Below are 19765 nucleotides of genomic sequence, written 5' to 3'. Positions count from 1 at the left end.
GCACCCTTCACGGGTGCGTGAATTGAAACGCGTAAACGTGTCTTTAGCCCCGAAGACTCTTATCGCACCCTTCACGGGTGCGTGAATTGAAACATGAAGCTATAGTTAGGACATAAGCAATTAACATCGCACCCTTCACGGGTGCGTGAATTGAAACTGTTCCGCCTTACTCGCCGTTAATCGTGTAAAATCGCACCCTTCACGGGTGCGTGAATTGAACCAACGATGAAATCCGTCATTTCGTCTAGGATGTATCGCACCCTTCACGGGTGCGTGAATTGAAACGCGTAAACGTGTCTTTAGCCCCGAAGACTCTTATCGCACCCTTCACGGGTGCGTGAATTGAAACATGAATATTGGGAAGTGTTGCGAGATCTGCATTATCGCACCCTTCACGGGTGCGTGAATTGAAACCTGTTTATCTTAAGCGGAAAATTATCTTTGACATCGCACCCTTCACGGGTGCGTGAATTGAAACCACTTCGGCTACGGACTTGCTCATATCAAGGTATCGCACCCTTCACGGGTGCGTGAATTGAAACCGTCAATTCCTGCCGAAGTATTTGGGGAAGACATCGCACCCTTCACGGGTGCGTGAATTGAAACACCGCAGAAGCCGAAGAAGACAGGTGACGCACATCGCACCCTTCACGGGTGCGTGAATTGAAACGTGAACGGGCGTGTTTACAGTATGCCCGAATTATCGCACCCTTCACGGGTGCGTGAATTGAAACAACCACTTGCGATGAAAAGTATCTGGACTACCATCGCACCCTTCACGGGTGCGTGAATTGAAACTTTTTTCCGTAAGGAAACATTTTAGCGAACAGATCGCACCCTTCACGGGTGCGTGAATTGAAACTCCGTGGCCAAATGGTGGCACTTCACCAGTGGAATCGCACCCTTCACGGGTGCGTGAATTGAAACAGATTTTTTAGCTTTGCAATAGCATTTACAACAATAAGGATTAGTCCGTTGTGAAAACATTTAGAGCGGCGCGCAAGCGTCGCTCTCTTTTATTTTCCCCCACCGCAACAGCGTCTTCGCCTATTCCCTGTTCCGCAAAATGTTAGCGAGAATCGCACCCGAAATATTATGCCAAACGGAAAAGATTGCGTCAAAAACCGTCGCCATGGCAAGGCTCGGGAACGCTGTATTTGCAAGCGATGTCGCAAGTCCAGAATTCTGCATGCCGATTTCCACCGTCAAGGCCTTCGTCTTCGGCATGTCCATTTTCAAAACTTTACCAAGGCCAAATCCGCAGGCATAGCCTAAAAGGTTGTGTAAAATGACGACGACAAAAACAATCGCTCCCGTCGTTAAAATTTTTTCCGCATTGTGCGAAACCACAGTCGAAACAGTCAGGCATATCGCAATCACCGAAACAACCGGCAATATATCGATTACCTTCGCCACGAACTTTTTTGCAAACTTGTTCACACAAAGCCCAGCGTATTCACGCTGGTCATTCCCACCGAAAGGGCCACGTTTCCCTTGCTCATGTAGGTGATGACATTGCTCGAAGTTCCTCCCGGGCATGTCCCCACAAGAATCACACCGGCCAAAAGTCCCGTTTTGATTCCAAAGATTTTCCCCAAAGAAAAAGCCAAAACCGGCTAAAAAATGGGCAATCGTTTTCATGCCCATCCATATAACATTCTACGGATACATGTAACCGACGTCGGCACCGCGTACCGGGTAAACCAACACGCCGCCTTCTTCATCCACCACAACGGCAATTCCCGAAAGGTAATTTGCCCAGCGGCGAGAAGCGAAGAACTGCAAATCGATCGTGCGGTTCGAAACGGCAATAATCAGCGAGGCCACCAGAACGTCGTGCGTAATGAGGAAGCTGACTCGCTTCCAGTTCGGAATGTTGGCTACAATATTTTCCGAAACGAACTGGTCCTTGCGTTCAAAAAGATCGTAGAAATAGGTCGCATAAGCCTGTTTCAAATTCGCGTTCACCGTCGGGTTCGCAACGGTATCGTTGTACGCCCATCTCGAAATGAAAGTCCAGCTGCCCCCATGGGTGCTCGTATACGCATCAAAAGAATCCGACGGAACCGCGATAAAGTAGTTTCCGTCCAAAATTTCATCGAGGGTATCGACCGTCGCGACTTCCCCACGGCCTTCTGCGATGTACTCTGCCGTTGCACGGGTGCGCACATAGTCCGTGGATCCGTAATAGAAGCTTTCTTCGCTTGCAAGCGTTGCGCCCAAAGCCTTCGCCTGTTCTACGCCGACTTCCGTCAAATTGGAAAGCTGTCCCAGGCTATCTTCACGTTCCGCATGGCGAATGATAAAGGCTATCTTGCTCGTTGCAGGAGCCGCCTTGTAAATATCCGCGATTGCGTAAAAGCCGTCTTCATCCGGGCTAACTGCAAGAGGCGTCGAAGTCGAAGCGGAGGATTCCACCGATGCGCTCGAAACTTCGGTCGAAGCACTGGAAGTAATCTCGGTTGCCGCGCTCGAAAGCAAAACTTCCGATCCGCTCGAAACCGTTCCGATTGCTTCGCTAGAACTTGAAATCGGGTCTTCCGAAGCAGAAGTCGAAGAATCACCACAACTAACCAAAGCAGCGGCAAGCGACAGGGCAGAAAGAGCGAAAAGGGCTTTGCGCATAAAATCCTCTTAAACTATAATGAACCGCGTATAAACTAGTTTTTTGCACCCGATTCTTAAACCAAATTTATGGTTACACGCGATTTTCGTTAAAATTTGCGACTTAAAGTCATCATGACCGCCTTAAGGCCCCATTCCGTACCGATGCGTTCCTGCGAAAGTTCCGTTCCGCTTTCAAAGTGGTAATGCCGATACTTGCGGTCCCTAGAAAAATTCCCCATGAGCATGCCGCCCCACTTATCGTCGAATTTGATCGATAACATCGGGGTCAACGTTATGGTTTTGAACGTGGGATCATAAGGCTCGTATACCGCATCAAAATCCGATTCGTGCAAAAATCCGCTGACGTTTGCGGCAAACATCGCCATCGGAACATGCTTAAACGGAAGCATATACATCAAGGTTCCACCCCAACGGTAATGGAAGCCGTTCACATAGTTCCCGCTCCCCGCTTTCCAGACTTCCCCATCTTCTGCACCCGTATAGGCAGAATACGTGAGTTCTGCAGTCGGGCGGAGTAAAATTCTCGTCCATTCCGATTTCGGGAGCACAAGCATGAGCGGGAGCGTCATCCCTGCGTGATATTTGACGCCATACGAAAATTCCGTTAAAAACAGATCCGGAGAAAACTCCTGTTTATCCGGGTCATATACCCCCATAAAGGTCGCGTAGGATCCAAAATTGACCGCAGAACCGACGCTTCCCTCCACGCCGAGTTCAAGCAGGCGCAAAAGAGCGACCGTCGCATCGGCACGGAACCCTACACCGAACAGAGTCAATCCCAATCCGGTCATCCCTTTTACTGTTACAAGGCTTCCTACATCCTTTTCCATTTTCAGGCTCGAATTCCACCCGAGCGGAGACGCAAAGGCAAAAAACGGCCAATCATGCAACGATTCCGAATTTCGGAGCGAACGGTGCGGCAAGATCGTCCCAATGAACATCAGGGAATGTTCCATTTTGACTCGAAACGAGGTATCGGGTGCAGACGCTTCCATGGCCGAAGAATCCGTATTCGCAAGCACAACGGACGCGAAAATCGCGCAAATGGGGAAAACTTTAGCCAAACCACGGAACCAAACAGACACAAAACACCTTGTAGACGAATTTGATTGGATTAATTTAAAATTATTTAAAATCAAAAAACACTATTTTCCGATGAATGGTAATACTTAAGAACATTTTCTAAATTATTAACCAATGGATGCCTCCCAAAAATTCGAACTCATGCTCCCCGTGGGCAACAAGGAAATGTTCTTCGCCGCCGTGGAAAACGGCGCTAACGCCGTTTATTTTGGCGTTCCGCACTGGAATGCCCGCGGAAGATCCCTGGACTTTTCCTTCGAAGACGTTCGGGAGATGATCCGCTATGCGAGAATCCGCCATGTGCGCACCTTTCTCGCAATGAATATTCTGGTTTTTGAAGACGAAATTGATTCCCTGCCGGAATTTATTGAAAATATCGCGGCCCTTGAACCGGATGCTATGATTATTCAGGATGTGGGCCTGATGCGCCTTTTTAAGGCGGTCGCGCCGGGAGTCGAAATTCACGCTTCGACGCAGATGACGATCGCTTCAGCGGAAGGCGTCCAAATGGCGGAACGTCTTGGCTGCACAAGAGCCGTTCTCGCCCGCGAAATGTCGCTTGAAGACATTCAGAACGTGGCGAGCCGGACTCCGCTTGAACTCGAAGTTTTTGTACATGGAGCGCTTTGCGTTTCGTTCAGCGGGCAATGCCTTACCAGTGAAAATATCGGTGGGCGTTCCGCGAACCGTGGGCAGTGCGCCCAGAGCTGTCGCCTTCCGTACAAGATGCTTGTGGACGGAAAGCCTTTCGATTTGCACGGCAAGCGCTATCTGTTCAGCCCGCGCGACCTTTCCGCAATCGATGAACTCGATGAATTAAAAAAGATCGGAGTCAAATCGTTTAAAATCGAAGGCCGCTTGAAGAGTCCGGAATACGTGGCGGCAACGACCATCGCTTTCCGAGAAAAACTCGACAAGGGTTCCGTGAGCGAAAAGAATCGCGAGCCTTTGGAAGTGCTCTTTTCGAGAGGCTTGCATGCGGGCTGGCTCCGCGGCGTGAATCAGCAGACCCTAGTCAACGGTACCTTTTCAAATCACCACGGCATGTACTTGGGAAAGGTCATCCGTGTAGACCGCAAGAGCGTCCTCGTGGAAGGCCGCCATCCTTTGGAAGCGGGCGACGGAATTCTTTTTGAAGATCCGGGCGAAGAAAACTCCGCAGGCAGCCGTCTTTTCAGTTACAAGTTTAACGGCGACAAGACCCTTCTCGAATTCGGGAACATCTTTGATTTTCGCCGTGTACATCCGGGCATGAGCGCCTTCCGCAACGATTCCCCGGCGATGGAAAAACGTTTACACAGGACTTTTGCCGAACGAAAAAACGAACTCAAGTTCCCCGTGAAAATGCGCCTGTTCGCAAACTATGGCGAACCGCTTTCTTTGGAAATCCAAGACTCGGACGGGCACAAAGTCCAAGTCCAATCCGAAAAGACTCTAGAACGCGCCAAGACTCCGCGCGACAATTCGGCACGCATCCAAAAAGAACTTTCGGCTCTTACCGGCACCGCTTACTTTGCAAACGAAATACGCGAAGACATTCCAAGCGACGCTTTTGTAATCGACAAGGAAGTGCGCAATTTACGCAAGGCGGCAGTCGAAGCTCTCGACAACGCACGTTTTGAAAGCCACCCGTCCGAAGCCTCGGCAGAACGCGGCAGGGCTCTGATCGCAAACGCCCGTTCCGCATATCAAAATTCTGCAGAAGAATCGGAGCAGATTACGGTTCTCGTCCGCAACCCGAAGCAGCTTGAAATGCTCCAAGGCTTGGACATTGACCGAGTAATCTTGGACCTTGACTGGGGCGTGGATTACAAGAAGCCGATGGAACGCGTTCGCGAACTCGGGTTTCAGGCGGGCGTCGCCACGATTCGCGTTTTAAAAGAGGGCGAAACGCAGAACTTGAAAAAGCTCGTCGATCTCAAGCCGGACTTTATTCTGGTGCGAAATCCAGGCGCCCTCGTTTATTTGCAAGATTCCGGAATTCCGCTCGAAGGCGATTACAGCCTGAACGTTTCGAACATCCTTTCTGCGGAATGGTTCCTTTCACAGGGCCTGCGCTCCTTGCATCCGTCGCTTGACCTGAATGCGATCGGCACAGAAAAGCTTTTGGAAAACTTCGGCGGCGCTCACTTTGAAGTCTCGGTCTTTGAGCATTTGCCCGCCTTCTACATGGAGCATTGCCTATACGCGGCAAACCTGACTAGCGCCGAACGGTTCCCCTACTGCAAACAGATTTGTTCCAAGCATCATATCGACATTCTCGATCACAAAGGAGCCTTGCACTCGCTCGTTCCCGATGCGGAATGCCGCAACACGCTATACCTGGAACGCCCGCAGTCCGCGCTGAACCTTGTCCCGGCCTTCAAAAAGCTCGGCGTGCGCAAGTTCCGCCTTGAAATGCTCGAAGAAAGCGCAAACGAAGTCGCCGACAAGACCCGCCTTTACGCACAAGCGATCCGTGGCAAGCTTTCGCTTGCGACCGCGGCCAAACTGATTGGCGCCGAAGAGAAATACGGCGTTTCCCAGGGTCAACTTTTCCATACCGAAGTTTGGAAGGACCGTAAAAAAGCTTAAAAATTCGTCAAAAAACGCCAATTTTAAACTTTTTTAAATTAATTTGTTATCAAATGACGGATTTTTTGAATTTCTTTCTATATTTGGTCCCGAACTCAACAAGAGGTACTTTTAATGTCTACAGTTATCCGTCTCGCCCGTTTTGGCAAGCGTCACCACTCCGTCTATCGTGCAGTCGTCATCGACAACCGTAAGGCTCGTAACGATAGTTTCATCGAACAGGTCGGTTTCTACGATCCGAACCACAAGCAGCCGGTGATCGCTTTCGATCAGGAAAAGGTTCTCAAGTGGCTCAAGACTGGTGCTCAGCCGTCTGATACCGTCGCTTCCCTCCTCAAGAAGGTCGGCATCATGGACCTCTTCCACGAACTCAAGGCTGGCCGTTCCATCGAAGGCAAGAACGCTACTCCGCGTGCTGCTAAGGAAAAGAAGGCTAAGCTCGGTCCGAAGGCTAAGGCTCGTCTCGAAGCTGAAAAGGCTGCAAAGGAAGCTCCGGCCGCTGACGCTCAGGCTTAATCCAAAGTCTATGAATGCAGAACCCTGTGCCGCATAAAATGCACGGGGTTTTCTTTTGAAACATGGAAAACGTTCACGCAAAAGACCTGGTCGTCGTTGGCCATTTGATGAGAACCCACGGATTCAAGGGCGAAATCAAGTGTGCACCCCAGACGCACGATTTGAACCGTTGTAAAAAGTTCACGACGGTCTTTGCGCTTATAAAAGCTTCGACTCTCGCTCTCGAAGTGGAAAGCGCTCGCGTTGCAAACGATATCTGGATTCTCAAGTTCAAGGGTTACGATTCGTCGGAAGCCGTGCAGAACTTGGTGAATGCGGACATCGGCGTTCCCATGAAAGAACGGATTCCCGCACCCGAAGGCAAATATTACTTCTCGGACCTCGAAGGTTTCTCCATTATCGGAGACTCCGGATCGGTTATCGGGAGCGTCCTTTCGGTAGAGCAGCTTCCCAGTGTAAACGCATTCCGTTTTACATACAAAGGAAGCGAGATCCTCGCCCCGTGGATCAAGGAATGCGTCGGTGAAATCGACAGCGAAAAACGCACCGTACAAATTTCGGAAGCGTTCCTCGCCAAGCTTTTCGACATGAGGGTTGGATGATGAAGATCGAATGCATCACCATCTTCCCCGAAATGTTCGCACCGTTAGAACATTCCATTATCGGCAGAGCCCAGAAGAACGAGCTTTTTTCGTTCAACACGATCTATCTCCGCAACTTCGCCGTGAACGAATACGGTCAGGTAGACGATTCGCCCTACGGTGGCGAACCGGGCATGGTGCTCCGACCGGAACCCCTGGCTCGTGCCATCCGAAGCACGCACGTCAAGGAAGATGGGGGCAAGGTCATCTATCTCACGGCGGACGGCGTCCCTTTGACCCACAAGATCGTATCGGACCTTTCGAAAGAAAGCCACCTGGTACTCGTCTGCGGTCATTACAAGGGAATCGACGAACGTATCCGTGAAGATTACGTGGACATGGAAATTTCCATCGGCGACTTTGTCGTAAGCGGTGGCGAACTTCCGGCCATGCTTTTGACCGATGCAGTGGTCAGGCTCCTACCGGGAGCTCTCGGTCACAAGGAATCCGGAGACACAGACTCTTTTGCTCAGGGACCTCTCGGCTGGCCCGTCTATACCAGACCAGAGGTTTTTGAAGGAAAATCCGTCCCTGAGGTGCTCCTTTCGGGGCATCATAAGCGAATTTCCGAGTGGAGAACGGCAGAATCTTTAAAAAGAACTAAAGAAAGACGCCCGGACATCTACGAAAAATTGCAAATAGATACTAAATTTGGCACACAATAACAGAGGTCACAGAATATGTCCCTTAACATCGAAGCAATTCAGAACGAAAACAAGAAAACGGATATTCCGGCAATTCGTACCGGCGACACCATCACGGTTAACGTGAAGGTTCTCGAAGGCAGCAAGGAACGCATCCAGCCGTTCAAGGGTGTTGTCATTCAGATGAAGAAGAATACAGGCCTTGGCGCAACCGTTACCGTTCGCAAGACGACCGACGGCGTTGCCATCGAACGTATCTTCCCGGTTCACAGCCCGCGTATCGCTTCTTTCGAAATCAACCGCGCAGGTAAGGTCCACCAAGCTCGTATTTACTACATGCGTAAGCTCCAGGGCAAGGCTGCTCGTATCGAAAAGCGCGAAGACTAATTTGACCGGCGGTTCCCGTTGATTTCGGGCAATCCCGTTACAAGCGACTTGAATTTCCCGTTTGAGCGTTTTACCGTTCAAGCGGGTTTTGTTGTTTTTAAAAAAGGTCAAAAGACTTCCGAAATGCTCTTTGTCGAAGAAGGCTTACTTGAAGCCTTTGACGATAATCAAATTCTGAAGTCCATTCCGCAAGGATCTCTGATTGGCGTCACCTCCGTGATGGATGGGACGCCTTTCGCATATCATATACGCGCAGGCAAAGATTCGACTCTGGTAAAGATCGATCAGAAATGCCTCGGAGCCGTCCTCAAAGCGGCCCCTGCGTGGATGCTCGCCACGATAAACTCGATCGTCAAGGATATGCAGCAGCTAAAGCAGGCTGCGGCCAAACCGAATTACAAGAATTCTCTTGAAAGCTTTGCCAAGTTCCTCGCCCTCCGCGCCGAAAACAAGCCTTTGGATACAGCCACGGTGGTCAAGGAATACATGTGGCAAAGCCGCGCAAGCAAGGACGAAACGGCAAAGGCCCTCAAGGAACTGATCCGTCGCCAGTTTGTCAAACTCAAACCGGGCGCAGACGGAAAGCCGAACGCCCAAATGTTGCTTGTAAAGCCAAAGCTTTTCCACATCCTTGTGGACTATCTACGCTCGGAGCGCCACGGGGAAACCTATCCCCCATTTGGACTTTCGCCACGTGAACGTTCCTGCCTCGAATTCTTGGGTCTTGAAGATTCGCTCTTCACCCGTTCCCGCAAAGATTGGCTTAAGTACTTGCAGCTCGCCACTCCCAAGGCAGATATAATTGTGATCATTCGCTTTGTGGAACTCGGCATCTTTAGCGAACTTTCCGAAGACTCGGAAAAGCTCTTCCTCGAAACGGAAATGCTCGACCGCTACCTGAGCGCACTCCACGCGGAACACAACATTCGGGGGCTCTCATGAAAAAGCTCCATTCCCGCGACATCCTGTTCAAGGAAGGCAGTGAAATCCAGAAGCTCTTTGTGGTTCACAAGGGCGAGCTTTTGATTCAAAAGAAGGAAGGTTCCAAGCTTCGCAACGAAGGCACTGTGGGCCCGCGTTCCGTCGTCGGCATTGAAGCGCTTTTTCACAAGCAACCATACCCGTACACCCTCCGCGCCATGGAATCCGTGGACGTGGAAGAAGTGTCCAAAGAAGACCTGCAGGCGGCAACGGAAAAGCTTCCTGTTTGGTTTCCGCAGATTTTAAGCATTCTCGCCAAGCGCAAACAAGTTTTAAAAGAAAACAAGGCGAAGCTCGACAAAATTCACGCTCTGCCGACGCTCTTTTTCCTTTGCGCACGCTACATTCGCCACGTCAAAAAAGACACCTTCGATTTGGAACCGATGATCGATGATTTGCGCGTAGTCAACGGTCTCGGCTACAACGAAACCTTTGAACTTCTCCGCGGTCTGTGCGGCCTTGGCATTGCCGAGCTCCTTCCCGGTGAAAACACACAAATTCACTTTTACCGCAAGAACCTTCCGGCGTTGCTTTACCGCACCCTGTTTTTGCGGATGACGAACAAGAATCTTCCACAGTCTCTGCTGTCGGCAAACGAGCAGACGCTCCTGACCGCCTTTATTTCTGCGGCCAAGACGAAAGGCTTTGAAAAGCAAGGCAGCACCTTTGTGACGGCGAAGAATTTTGAAGCCGCTTACAAGCGCCTTTTCCCCGCCCTGGGATTCAGACGTCGCGGATTTGAAAACCTAATCCACTGCGGGTACCTGTACACATCGCCCAGCTTTACCACGGTCGATTTTTCAAAGATCGAATTCTTCTACGCTGAACTCGAAGCCGTCAAGGATCTGGTGGAACTGAACCGCGTCTATCCGTTGCTCGACAAACGGCTTTTAGAAGCGATGAATCACGCCTAATTCCGACCTACACCCTACAGTTTTTTCTAAATTGGGAACATTCCATTTTAATCAAAGGATTGTTATGAAATATTCCGCTCTCCTCGCCCTCGTTTTCGCCGCATCCGCCTTTGCACAGGAAGCCGGTGCAGAACAGCCACAGGGTTCCATGTTCATGGGCCTTCTCCCGTTCATTCTCATGTTCGTCGTGATGTACTTGTTCTTCATTATGCCGAAGCAGAAGGAAATGAAGAAGCTCGACGCGATGCGTAAGGCTTTGAAGAAGGGCGACCAGGTTTTGACCGCTGCCGGCATCATCGGCACGGTGACGAACGTGGAAGGTACCACGGTGACCGTGAAGACAGGCAACAGCACCATTCTCGATTTCGAACAGGCCGCTATCGCTCGCGTCTTGAACGCAGAAGACAAGGCTGCGGACAAGAAGTAAACAATGGCCGTTTTAGATATCACGATTTACGGAAATCCCGTTTTGCGCGTTAAGTGCAAACCGGTGGAAAAGGTGACGCCGGAGCTCGTCGCTCTTGCTCACGATATGCTCGATACCATGTACGACGCAGGTGGTGTCGGTCTCGCAGCCCCGCAGGTCGGCAAGGACATGCGCCTTGTGGTGATCGACCCTGCTCGCCCTGACGAAGACGAACCGCCTGCTCCGCGCATTATCTTTAACCCGGAATGGGGTCCTGAACCCGATTCGAAAAATGAACCTTACGACGAAGGCTGTCTTTCCGTTCCCGACGTTTTCTGCAACGTTTACCGTCCGGGCAAGATCTGGATCAAGTACATGAACGAAAACGGCGAAACCGTCGAAGAACACAATGTCGAAGGCCTTCTTTGCCGCTGTTTCCAGCACGAAACAGACCACTTGGAAGGAAAACTCTTCGTGGACGTGATTTCGACTGCGGATCGCGAACTCAACCGTTCAAAGCTCCGCGACATGGCCAAGAAAGAAAAGAAAAAGTCTGGAGCAAAAAAAAGATGAAGCGTTTTCCGCTGTTGTTCCTCGCAGCCGGTCTCGTCAGTTGCGCACCCCTGCCTCCTCTCGTGACCGATCCGCCTGAAGATGCTCAGACAGCGGGATCCTCATCCAGTTTCCTTGCGGAAAGTTCTTCGAGCGTGACCGCAGAAGCGGATTCCACGGTGCAAAAGCCTTTTGTGGCGATGGCTCCGGAAAACGCCGAAGATTCCATTCCAGATTCGACAACGACCGCAGCCTTTGCTCCGATTGCTCCTGCTGCAGATACGACCGCCGCCGAACCAGGGACGTCGTCTGCGAGCCTTTTAAAAGACCTGTCCGTGATGCAGCTTCCAGAAGCTTTACAGCGCGACTTCCGCGTGGGCATTCTGGTGAGCGTTTCCAAGGCAGAAATTTCCGGCAACGATTACATCGTTTCGACGACCGCCGATTCGACGCAGGGCAAAAAGAAGTCCGGTTCGATGAAGGTTTCGCCGTCGAAGTCCGATTCGCTGTGGGTGTTCCCGGGTGAAGGCTCGCGCCTTTCCGTAAACGGCAAGGAGTACCGCGGCAAAATACTCGTTGTGAAGAATGCGAAAAAGCTAAACGTGATCAACGTTCTCCCGGTCGAAGATTATTTGAAGGGCGTTGTGCCGCATGAAATCGGCAAGCTCGACGCTTCGATGTTCGAAGCGCTCAAGGTTCAGGCGGTGGCGGCTCGCACTTACGCTTACCACCATTTCAATTCTCGCGCTTCTTTGGGATTTGATGTCTACGCGACCGTGCAGGATCAGGTTTACAACGGCAGCGCAGGAGAAGCTCCGCTTCCGAGTGCAGCCATTGATTCGACCGTTGGCATTGTGCTGACCTATAACGGAAACTTTATCGAAGCCTATTACCATTCCACTTGCGGTGGCCATACCGAAGGAGTCGAAGTGTGGGGACTTTCTCCCGTTCCGTATCTGCAAAGCCAAAACGATATGAAGAACGCCGATTCGGCGTGGTGCGAATCCAGTTCCTACAGCACCTGGAAAAAGGTCTACAGTGAAAAAGAATTAGTTTCGATATTCAAAAAGAACTTGAAGGAATCCCGCGCCGTAGGCAAGTCGAACTTTAGCGGAATCCAACAGATTGAAATCAAGTCCACGTTCCCGGGTGGCCGTGTGAACGAACTTGAAGTTCTGACCAACAAGGGAGTCTTTACCGTCAAAGGCGACAGAACCCGTTGGCTCTTCCAGGAAGGTTCCAAAATCCTTCCGTCCGCCAAATTCAAAATTGAAAAGAACGGCAAGGTCTGGGTGATCGATGGTTCGGGCTTTGGCCACGGCATCGGTATGTGCCAAATGGGCGCCCGCGCCCGTGCAAAGGCCGGTCAAAGCTTCAAGGAAATTCTCGAAGCTTACTACCCCGGAGCTACGCTTCAATGCATCTCCAGCGGAAAGTAGCCGTCTTAAGTGAAGGTTGCGCCGCAAATTTTGGAGACGGCGAAGAAATCGGTGAACGATTTGCCCGCGAAGGCTTTGCCGTTCAATTCGAAATGCCTTCCGAGACTCCGGATGCAATTGTCTTAAACGCTTGTACAGTCAAAGGGATTACAAGTGCGACAAAGCTTGCCAAAAAGATTCGTTCGCAATTTGAAAATGTGCCTGTGTGGGTAACGGGATGTGCAACGGATGATTTAAAACGCGCCTTGGTCCAGCTGTTTCCGGATTTTTGTTTTGGGCCTAAAGATGCGCACAAAAACGAAGCAGCCTTCCAAGAATTCGCGCACAAATTAAGTGCCACAAATTCAAAGGTACAAGAAATCCCTGACTTGCAAAGCCATGCGGGAATCGGGCTTGTGAATATTGAAGAAGGCTGTCTTGATGCCTGCTCTTACTGCTCCACACGACTTGTCAAAGGCGTTTTGAAAAGCGCTGCCCCCGATTCGATTGTGCGCCGAGTGCAACGCAAAGTGGAAGCGGGTGCAAAAGAAATCTTTTTGACAGGCCAAGATACAAGCTGCTACGGCTTTGACCTGCATACCAATCTCGCCGCACTTTTGCAACAAATTATCGTTCACGTTCCAGGCGATTACAAGATTCGCCTGGGCATGGGAAATCCGCGGCACGTGCTGCGCTATTTAGAAGCGCTCCTCGAATCCTTCGAAGACGAGCACCTGTATAAGTTCGTCCACATTCCCGTACAAAGCGGCAGCGACCGCATTCTTAAAGCGATGAACCGCAGACACACGCACAAGGAATATCTGCAAATCGCCAAAGCATTTAGGACACGATTCCCCGAAATGACTCTTGGCACAGACATCATCGTCGCCTTCCCCGGAGAAACTCGCGAAGACTTTGAAGAAAGCGTTCGACTGGTGAAGGAAACGCGACCGTCCATTTGTAACATCACACGGTTCGTTCCGCGCGAAGGCACACCTGCCTTCGCCTTGAAGAACGGAGTTCTGAAAGAGGAGCGCTATGCGCGCTCCGCGGAACTCGCCCAAGTTTTTCAGCAGATCGCTTTAGAGAACAACCGTTCGTGCATCGGAAAAGTAGAACGGGTGACAGTCGAAAAGGTCGGGATGCGGGCGGGGACGACCATCGCCCGAGACGACGCTTACAGACCCGTGGCGTTGCAAGGGAACTTCCCCATCGGGCAAACCTTGGACGTAAAAATTCGCGACGCGGAAACATTCGCACTCCTAGCGGAAGTTCTCGTTTAAAAAGAAAAATCGCCGACGGGCGCCGACGATTTCCTTTTTGAAATTCACAAAAGATTAGGTCGTGTATTCGGCGTTAATCTTCACGTATTCGTAGCTTAAATCGCAGGTATATGCAGAGGCGCTTGCTTCACCGATGTTCAGCACGACGGTCACTGCGTATTCCTTCTGCTTCACGACTTCTTCGAGCTTTTTCTGATCGCAGGCGATCGGACGGCCCGCTTCAAGAACCTTCACATCCCCAAAATAAAGATCCGTCTGTTCAGCGACCATATTCACGCCACTCGAACCGGCGCTCGAAAGGATACGTCCCCAGTTCGGGTCTTCGCCGAACATGGCGCACTTAGCAAGGTTACTCGTACCGATAAATCGAGCCATCTTTAAAGCTTCCGCATGGCTTTCGGCCTTTTCAATCCGAATTTCGATGAACTTCGTTGCACCTTCACCATCCCGAGCGATATCCTTTGCAAGTTCCTTCATCACCGTCATCAAGGCGGCACGGAATTCGCTCTTTTCGCTAATGGAAAGATCTTCATACTTGATGCCCGAAACGCCGTTTGCAAGCAAGATGCAGGTGTCGTTCGTGCTTGTGTCACCATCGACGGTGATCGCGTTGAAAGAGTCGGAAATGTCTGCGCGGAATTCAGCGAAGAAGTCAAGCGGAAGCCCAAGGTCCGTGGTGATAAAGGCGAGCATCGTCGCCATGTTCGGATGGATCATGCCACTGCCCTTGCAGCAACCGCCCACCGTGACCTTACCCATGGATGTTTCGATTTCGACGGCAAGGGACTTCTTGACGCGGTCGGTCGTGAGGATAGCCGTTCCGAATTCATCGGAAGCGCCTGCGTGCAGGCCCTTTACCAAATGCGGAATCGCAGCTTCCACCTTATCCATCGGCATCAGATGACCGATAACTCCCGTGCTGCAAACGAGCACGCTGCGCGGTGCAAGGCCGAGCTGTTCTTCGACGAGTGTGGCCGTGCGTTCGCTGTCGGCAAGCCCTTGAGGGCCCGTGCAAGCGTTTGCGTTACCGCTATTGACGACAACTGCCGAAGCAAAGTGCGCGTGTTCCAGGACAGACTTGTCATAAAGGACCGGAGCGGCCTTCACCTTGTTCGTTGTGAAAACGGCAAAGCAGCGAGCAGCCTTTTCACTTTTGAGAAGGGCCATATCCGGCTTTCCACTCGCCTTAATTCCTGCCGTGTAAGCAGAAGCGGTAAATCCTTTCGGAGAACAGACACCGCCATCTTTCAGCATCGTCAACATATATCTTACTTCCTTTGCCCGTTTGTCGCAGGCACTGAAAATTTATAACTTTCCGAGCATGGATAATATACCTGTTACTCAAGAAACTTACGACCAACTCAAACAAGAATTGGAAAATTTAAAAAAAGTAGAACGCCCAAAGATCATCGATGAAATCGCTGAGGCGCGTGCACAGGGCGATTTGAGCGAAAACTTCGCATACCATGCGGCCAAGGACCGTCAGGGCGAAATCGAATCCCGCATCAACTACTTGGAAGACCGCGTCGCTCGCGCCGTGATTATCAAGTACGACGCAAGCCAGGGCGGCGAAATCAAGTTCGGCGCCACGGTCAAGCTTCACAACAAGAAGAACAACCGCGAAATCACCTACACGATCGTCTCGCCGGAAGGCGTGGACGCCATCAACGGCAAGATCAGCTTTACAAGCCCGATCGGCAAAGCTCTCCTTGGCAAGAAGAAGGGCGACACCGTTGAAGTCATCACCCCGAAGGGCAAGAACGTCTTCGAAGTTCTGGACGTGCAGTAACCATGATCGTCGTCCTGATCGGTGACAGTGATTTTGAAAAGGAACGCCTCATCGGGCAGTTCCTCGAAAAAACTTTGGGAGACCGCAAGGACGACCCTCTCGCCCGCAAGATTCTCTTTGCAAACGATTCGAACCTGCCTTCCGTGGCAGACGCCGTCATCGAAGCCTGCGATTCCTGTTCGCTCTTTGCGAGCGAACAGACGGTCGTCGTCCGCAAAGCAGAAAGCTTAAAAGCGGACGATACCGCAGCCCTCGAGTCCTGGTTCAAGACCAAACCAGACGCGAACCTCCTTTTAGATTTTGAAAAGCTTCTCAAAACGAGCAAGCTATACAAATCGCTCGCCGACTTCGCAACCTTCAAGGAATGCAAGTCCCCGCGCGACTATGAAATAGCGAAGTGGATTACTTCGCACTGCGAAATCGACCTGGGTCGCCGCATAGATGCACTCGCTGCGGAATACGTTGCCGACGCACTGGGAACGGACCAGGCTCTAATCGATGCCGAGCTCAAAAAAATTCTGCTTCTTGATCCGGAAGGCCAAGTCATCTCGCTTGACCAAGCGAAATTAATGATTGCGCCGCAGCGTGAAATCGCCGCTTTTGAAATTCGCGAGTCCTTCGGGGATCGAGATCCTATCGCCTACACGAAAAAGCTTCGCGAACTTTTGGATGCGGGCGTAGAAGGCATTCAAATCATTTCCGCATTGGAAGCCTACGCAGTACGCTTGCTGCACATTCGCACCATGCTCGGTCGCAAGATGGCCGCAAAGGATATCGCCGCGGCGCTTGGCGCAAACCCGTGGCTCTTCGAAAAAAAATTGAACGAACCGCGCAAAGCGTTGAACTGGTCTCCGCAGTTGCTTTGCCGTGTCATTAAACGCTTGGGCGAACTCGACAGCGATATCAAGAACGGTATCTGCGACAGCCGCATGGGACTGGAACTTTCCCTTGCCGCACTCGTCGTTCGCTAGTTTCAAAAAAGCCCCTAAAAGAAAAAAACTCGCACGATTGTGCGAGACTGCTCCCTTCCTCTGTAACCCTAACAACTCTGTAACTTTAATATAAACTTTTTCCAAAATACAGTCAAAAAATCACAAAACTTTTTAAATAAAAGTTTTCATTCGCGTAAGAAATCTTTAACAAAAGTATTTTGATAGGTTTTTCATCTCTATTTTGGGTTTCATTCTTTAAAAAAAATGCCCTTTTCCTATATTTATGCATATGAGCGAATGTTTGCATAAAGATAGTATCGGACCCGTATCCTTCTACGACAAAAAGCTGACCTTGGGCAAGGACGGCTTTGTTCTGGAAAGCGGAAAATCCCTCCCTGAGGTTTCTGTCCGTTATGAAACTTACGGAACCCTCAACGAGGACAAGTCCAATGCGATTTGGGTCTGTTCCCCGCTGACGGCCGATGCGCATGTCGCAGGCTGGTATAAGCCCGACGACAAGCACGTCGGTTGGTGGGATTCCCTGATCGGAAGCGGAAAGGCGGTAGACACGGATAAATATTTCGTCGTCTGCTCGAATGTTCTCGGCGGATGCAAAGGAACGACTGGCCCGGCGAGCATCGATCCGCGCACCGGTATGCCTTACGGTTCCACATTCCCGACGATCACAATCGGCGACATGGTCCACGCGCAAAAACAGCTCGCGGACGAACTCGGCATTCGTCACTTCTATTGCGTCATCGGCGGCTCCATGGGCGGCTTCCAGGCAATGAAATGGGCGATTTTCTATCCGGAACTGATTGACCGCGTTATTTTAATTGCGACGTCTCCAGGATTTTCGGCCCAGGCTCTCGGCTTTGAAATCGTCGGACGCGATGCGATTACGCAGGATCCGAATTACAACAACGGCGACTACTACGACAAGCAAATTCCAGCCGCAGGCCTCGCCAACGCACGTAAGCTCGCCCACATCACGTACCTTTCCGCTAAGGGCATGGAAGCCCGCTTTACGCGTAACGACATTCGCATTGAACATCCGGAAAAATTCTATTCGGGATCTTCTCTTGAAACCTATCTGGATCATCAGGGCACCAAGTTCGTGGAACGCTTTGATGCAAACAGCTATTTGCACATTGCCCATGCGACGGACACCTTTGATCTGGCGACGGAATACGGCTCGCTTGAAAATGCCTTTAAAAATGTGAAGGCTACATTCCTCAACGTAAACCTTTCGACCGACTGGCTGTTCCCTCCCGATCAGTCCCGTCAGATTACAGAAGCTCTTTTGAACGATGGCAAGGTCGTGACAAGCCTTGAACTCGATACCCAATTCGGACACGACGGATTCCTGATTGAATGCGGCGCGCTCGGCATGGCGGTTTCCAGATTCCTCGGCGGTCATTTGGGCGAAGTGAAAACGACCGGAACTCCGGCGTTCCACAGCCACAAGGACATTTCGATCATCGACTCGATGATCCCTGCAGGCGCTCGGATTTTGGACCTTGGTGCAGGCGACGGCCTTTTGATCGACACGCTCTGGAACAAGAAGAAGGTAACAGGCGTCGGCGTTGAAAAGAACTTTACGAACATTCTCGGTTGCATCGAACGCGATGTGCCTGTAATCGAAAAGAAGCTGAGCTTAAAGACTCTCGAATCCTTTGCGGACAACAGCTTCGATTACGCGGTGTTCAACCGTACCCTGCCGGAAGTGCGCAACCAGAGACTTATGCTCCGCGAAATTATGCGCATTGCAAAGCATGCGATCATTACATTCCCGAACTTCGGTTCCTGGGAAATGCGCTGGGCACTCTGCTATCACGGTCGCATGCCGAAATCTCCGGAATTCCCGTACGAATGGTACGAGACTCCGAACATCCACTGTTTCACCTACCGGGACTTTGTGCGCCTTACCGAAGCGGAACATTTGGAAATCGAAAAGATCATTTCCTTGAACGAACACGGCCTAAGCAAAGTCCTGACAAAGCTCGGGCTCGTCAACTTGGGTACAGAACGCGTCGTGGCAATGGTCAAAAAGGCTTGATTAAGATATATTTGCCGTATGGCTATTATATCGATGACCGGATACGGTAAGGATGAATTCAAGCTACGCGGAACGCAGTGCTCTGTCGAAGTGCGTTCTGTGAACAACCGCTTCCTTGAAATTTCCTGCCATCTCCCCAAAACATTCTCTTATTTGGAATTCACCCTGAAGGAAGAAGTCAAAAAATTCCTTGCCCGCGGTTCCGTCAATTTAACCGTAACCCTCGGCGACGGCGAAGAAGGCTCGATCCCGACGGGGTATTCGACCGAAGCTGTCGAATCCTACCTGAAAATTGCGAAAGACATCAAGACGACGTACGGCTTGAACGGCGAGCCGACTTTGGAACAGGTGCTTTCCCTTCCGAACGTCCTCGTTTACGAAAGTGAAGAAAACCAGAAGGAAACGGAAGGCAAAATCAAGGCTTCTCTCGACCGCGCTTTGAAGGCTCTTGTCCAAATGCGTGAAAAAGAAGGCTTGAATCTGAAAAAAGATCTCGAAGCCCGCGTCCAGGAAATGGACAAGATTCTCGACGAAATCAAGGTGCTCGACCCAGAACGCATCGTGGAATGGAAGCAGAAGTTTGAAGAACGTTTGCACAAGCTCGTCGGTGAAGCGGGTCTCGACCCGATCCGTGTGACGCAGGAAGCAAGCATCATCGCCGATCGCTTGGACATCAACGAAGAAATCACCCGATTCAAGAGTCACAACAAGCTGTTCCTTTCGACGCTCGAACAAGGTGCAAACCAGGGTAAAAAGCTCACCTTCATTTTGCAAGAAATGAGCCGCGAAGCAAATACCCTCGCCACCAAATGTCAAAGTGCAAAGATCGCCGCTCACGCTATCCGCTTAAAGGACAGCGTGGAAACGATCCGAGAACAAACGATGAACATCGAATAAATTTCAGTCTTTTGCAGGATTCGCCCGTTCTTTGAGAACGGGCTTTTTTATGTCATGAAAA

General features: G+C 50.9%; 18 protein-coding genes, 1 pseudogene and 1 CRISPR repeat array. Of the genes and pseudogenes, 15 read left to right on the top strand and 4 right to left on the bottom strand.

The window, feature by feature from the left end; all coding sequences use genetic code 11:
- Positions 1–61: 61 nt before the first annotated feature.
- Positions 62–927: direct repeats of the CRISPR family, unit length 32 nt; unit sequence ATCGCACCCTTCACGGGTGCGTGAATTGAAAC.
- 120 nt (positions 928–1047) lie between these two features.
- The 3 genes and pseudogenes from MR847_RS04820 to MR847_RS04805 form a co-directional block, all read right to left on the bottom strand.
- Positions 1048–1616: pseudogene (locus MR847_RS04820) on the bottom strand (bile acid:sodium symporter family protein); the annotation flags it as partial.
- Positions 1617–1659: 43 nt separating this feature from the next.
- The gene (locus MR847_RS04810; RefSeq protein WP_287723090.1) at positions 1660–2625 is read right to left on the bottom strand and encodes a histidine phosphatase family protein; all 966 of its coding nucleotides are present in this window, start codon (positions 2623–2625) and stop codon (positions 1660–1662) included.
- A gap of 89 nt (positions 2626–2714) precedes the next feature.
- Entirely contained in the window at positions 2715–3692 is a 978-nt protein-coding gene (locus MR847_RS04805; protein ID WP_287723089.1) for a hypothetical protein, read from the bottom strand.
- A 133-nt stretch (positions 3693–3825) separates the two neighbouring features.
- Here MR847_RS04805 and MR847_RS04800 point away from each other — a divergent pair, with 133 nt between their 5' ends.
- The 11 genes from MR847_RS04800 to MR847_RS04750 all read left to right on the top strand — a co-directional run bounded on the left by MR847_RS04800 (position 3826) and on the right by MR847_RS04750 (position 14027).
- Positions 3826–6285 (top strand): U32 family peptidase, encoded by a 2460-nt coding sequence (locus MR847_RS04800; RefSeq protein WP_100425978.1) that lies wholly within the window; start codon positions 3826–3828, stop codon positions 6283–6285.
- A 114-nt stretch (positions 6286–6399) separates the two neighbouring features.
- On the top strand, positions 6400–6801 hold the full coding sequence (rpsP, locus tag MR847_RS04795; RefSeq protein ID WP_100425977.1) for a 30S ribosomal protein S16: 402 nt from the start codon (positions 6400–6402) through the stop codon (positions 6799–6801).
- Positions 6802–6863: 62 nt separating this feature from the next.
- Positions 6864–7403 carry a ribosome maturation factor RimM gene (gene rimM / locus MR847_RS04790; protein WP_106519173.1) on the top strand — a complete coding sequence of 180 codons (540 nt, stop codon included), beginning with the start codon at positions 6864–6866 and terminating at the stop codon, positions 7401–7403.
- Positions 7403–8107 (top strand): tRNA (guanosine(37)-N1)-methyltransferase TrmD, encoded by a 705-nt coding sequence (gene trmD, locus MR847_RS04785; RefSeq protein WP_407718845.1) that lies wholly within the window; start codon positions 7403–7405, stop codon positions 8105–8107. Before rimM ends, trmD begins: the two co-directional genes overlap by 1 nt.
- 15 nt (positions 8108–8122) lie before the next feature.
- Entirely contained in the window at positions 8123–8473 is a 351-nt protein-coding gene (gene rplS / locus MR847_RS04780) for a 50S ribosomal protein L19 (protein WP_100425975.1), read from the top strand.
- 18 nt (positions 8474–8491) lie between these two features.
- Complete coding sequence (locus tag MR847_RS04775; protein ID WP_277001899.1) at positions 8492–9415, top strand: Crp/Fnr family transcriptional regulator; 924 nt, start codon at positions 8492–8494, stop codon at positions 9413–9415.
- Positions 9412–10368 (top strand): cyclic nucleotide-binding domain-containing protein, encoded by a 957-nt coding sequence (locus MR847_RS04770; RefSeq protein ID WP_100425973.1) that lies wholly within the window; start codon positions 9412–9414, stop codon positions 10366–10368. Before MR847_RS04775 ends, MR847_RS04770 begins: the two co-directional genes overlap by 4 nt.
- Positions 10369–10432: 64 nt before the next feature.
- Positions 10433–10795, top strand: a complete 363-nt coding sequence (gene yajC / locus MR847_RS04765; RefSeq protein WP_100425972.1) for a preprotein translocase subunit YajC — start codon at positions 10433–10435, stop codon at positions 10793–10795.
- 3 nt (positions 10796–10798) lie between these two features.
- Positions 10799–11347 (top strand): peptide deformylase, encoded by a 549-nt coding sequence (gene def / locus MR847_RS04760; protein WP_106519176.1) that lies wholly within the window; start codon positions 10799–10801, stop codon positions 11345–11347.
- A complete protein-coding gene (locus MR847_RS04755) occupies positions 11344–12765 on the top strand; it encodes a SpoIID/LytB domain-containing protein (protein WP_287723087.1) in 1422 nt (473 codons plus the stop codon). The genes def and MR847_RS04755 overlap by 4 nt, the downstream gene beginning before the upstream one ends.
- On the top strand, positions 12744–14027 hold the full coding sequence (locus tag MR847_RS04750; protein ID WP_100425969.1) for a tRNA (N(6)-L-threonylcarbamoyladenosine(37)-C(2))-methylthiotransferase: 1284 nt from the start codon (positions 12744–12746) through the stop codon (positions 14025–14027). Before MR847_RS04755 ends, MR847_RS04750 begins: the two co-directional genes overlap by 22 nt.
- Positions 14028–14081: 54 nt before the next feature.
- Here MR847_RS04750 and argJ read toward each other — a convergent pair whose 3' ends face one another.
- Complete coding sequence (gene argJ / locus MR847_RS04745; RefSeq protein ID WP_100425968.1) at positions 14082–15290, bottom strand: bifunctional glutamate N-acetyltransferase/amino-acid acetyltransferase ArgJ; 1209 nt, start codon at positions 15288–15290, stop codon at positions 14082–14084.
- Positions 15291–15348: 58 nt separating this feature from the next.
- Between argJ and greA the strand changes: the two genes are divergently transcribed.
- From greA to MR847_RS04725, 4 genes are all read left to right on the top strand, one after another.
- Positions 15349–15816, top strand: a complete 468-nt coding sequence (greA, locus tag MR847_RS04740) for a transcription elongation factor GreA (RefSeq protein ID WP_100425967.1) — start codon at positions 15349–15351, stop codon at positions 15814–15816.
- Positions 15817–15818: 2 nt separating this feature from the next.
- Positions 15819–16787, top strand: a complete 969-nt coding sequence (gene holA, locus MR847_RS04735; RefSeq protein WP_106519178.1) for a DNA polymerase III subunit delta — start codon at positions 15819–15821, stop codon at positions 16785–16787.
- Positions 16788–17049: 262 nt separating this feature from the next.
- On the top strand, positions 17050–18807 hold the full coding sequence (gene metX, locus MR847_RS04730) for a homoserine O-acetyltransferase MetX (RefSeq protein WP_241899533.1): 1758 nt from the start codon (positions 17050–17052) through the stop codon (positions 18805–18807).
- An 18-nt stretch (positions 18808–18825) separates the two neighbouring features.
- Positions 18826–19704, top strand: coding sequence for a YicC/YloC family endoribonuclease (locus MR847_RS04725; RefSeq protein ID WP_287723086.1), 879 nt, complete (start codon positions 18826–18828; stop codon positions 19702–19704).
- Positions 19705–19765: the final 61 nt, after the last annotated feature.

Origin of the sequence: Hallerella sp. (assembly GCF_022776125.1) — a bacterium.
GTDB lineage: Bacteria > Fibrobacterota > Fibrobacteria > Fibrobacterales > Fibrobacteraceae > Hallerella > Hallerella succinigenes.
Note: the sequence above shows the minus strand (reverse complement) of the source record. Positions and strands in the feature narration are given on the sequence as shown.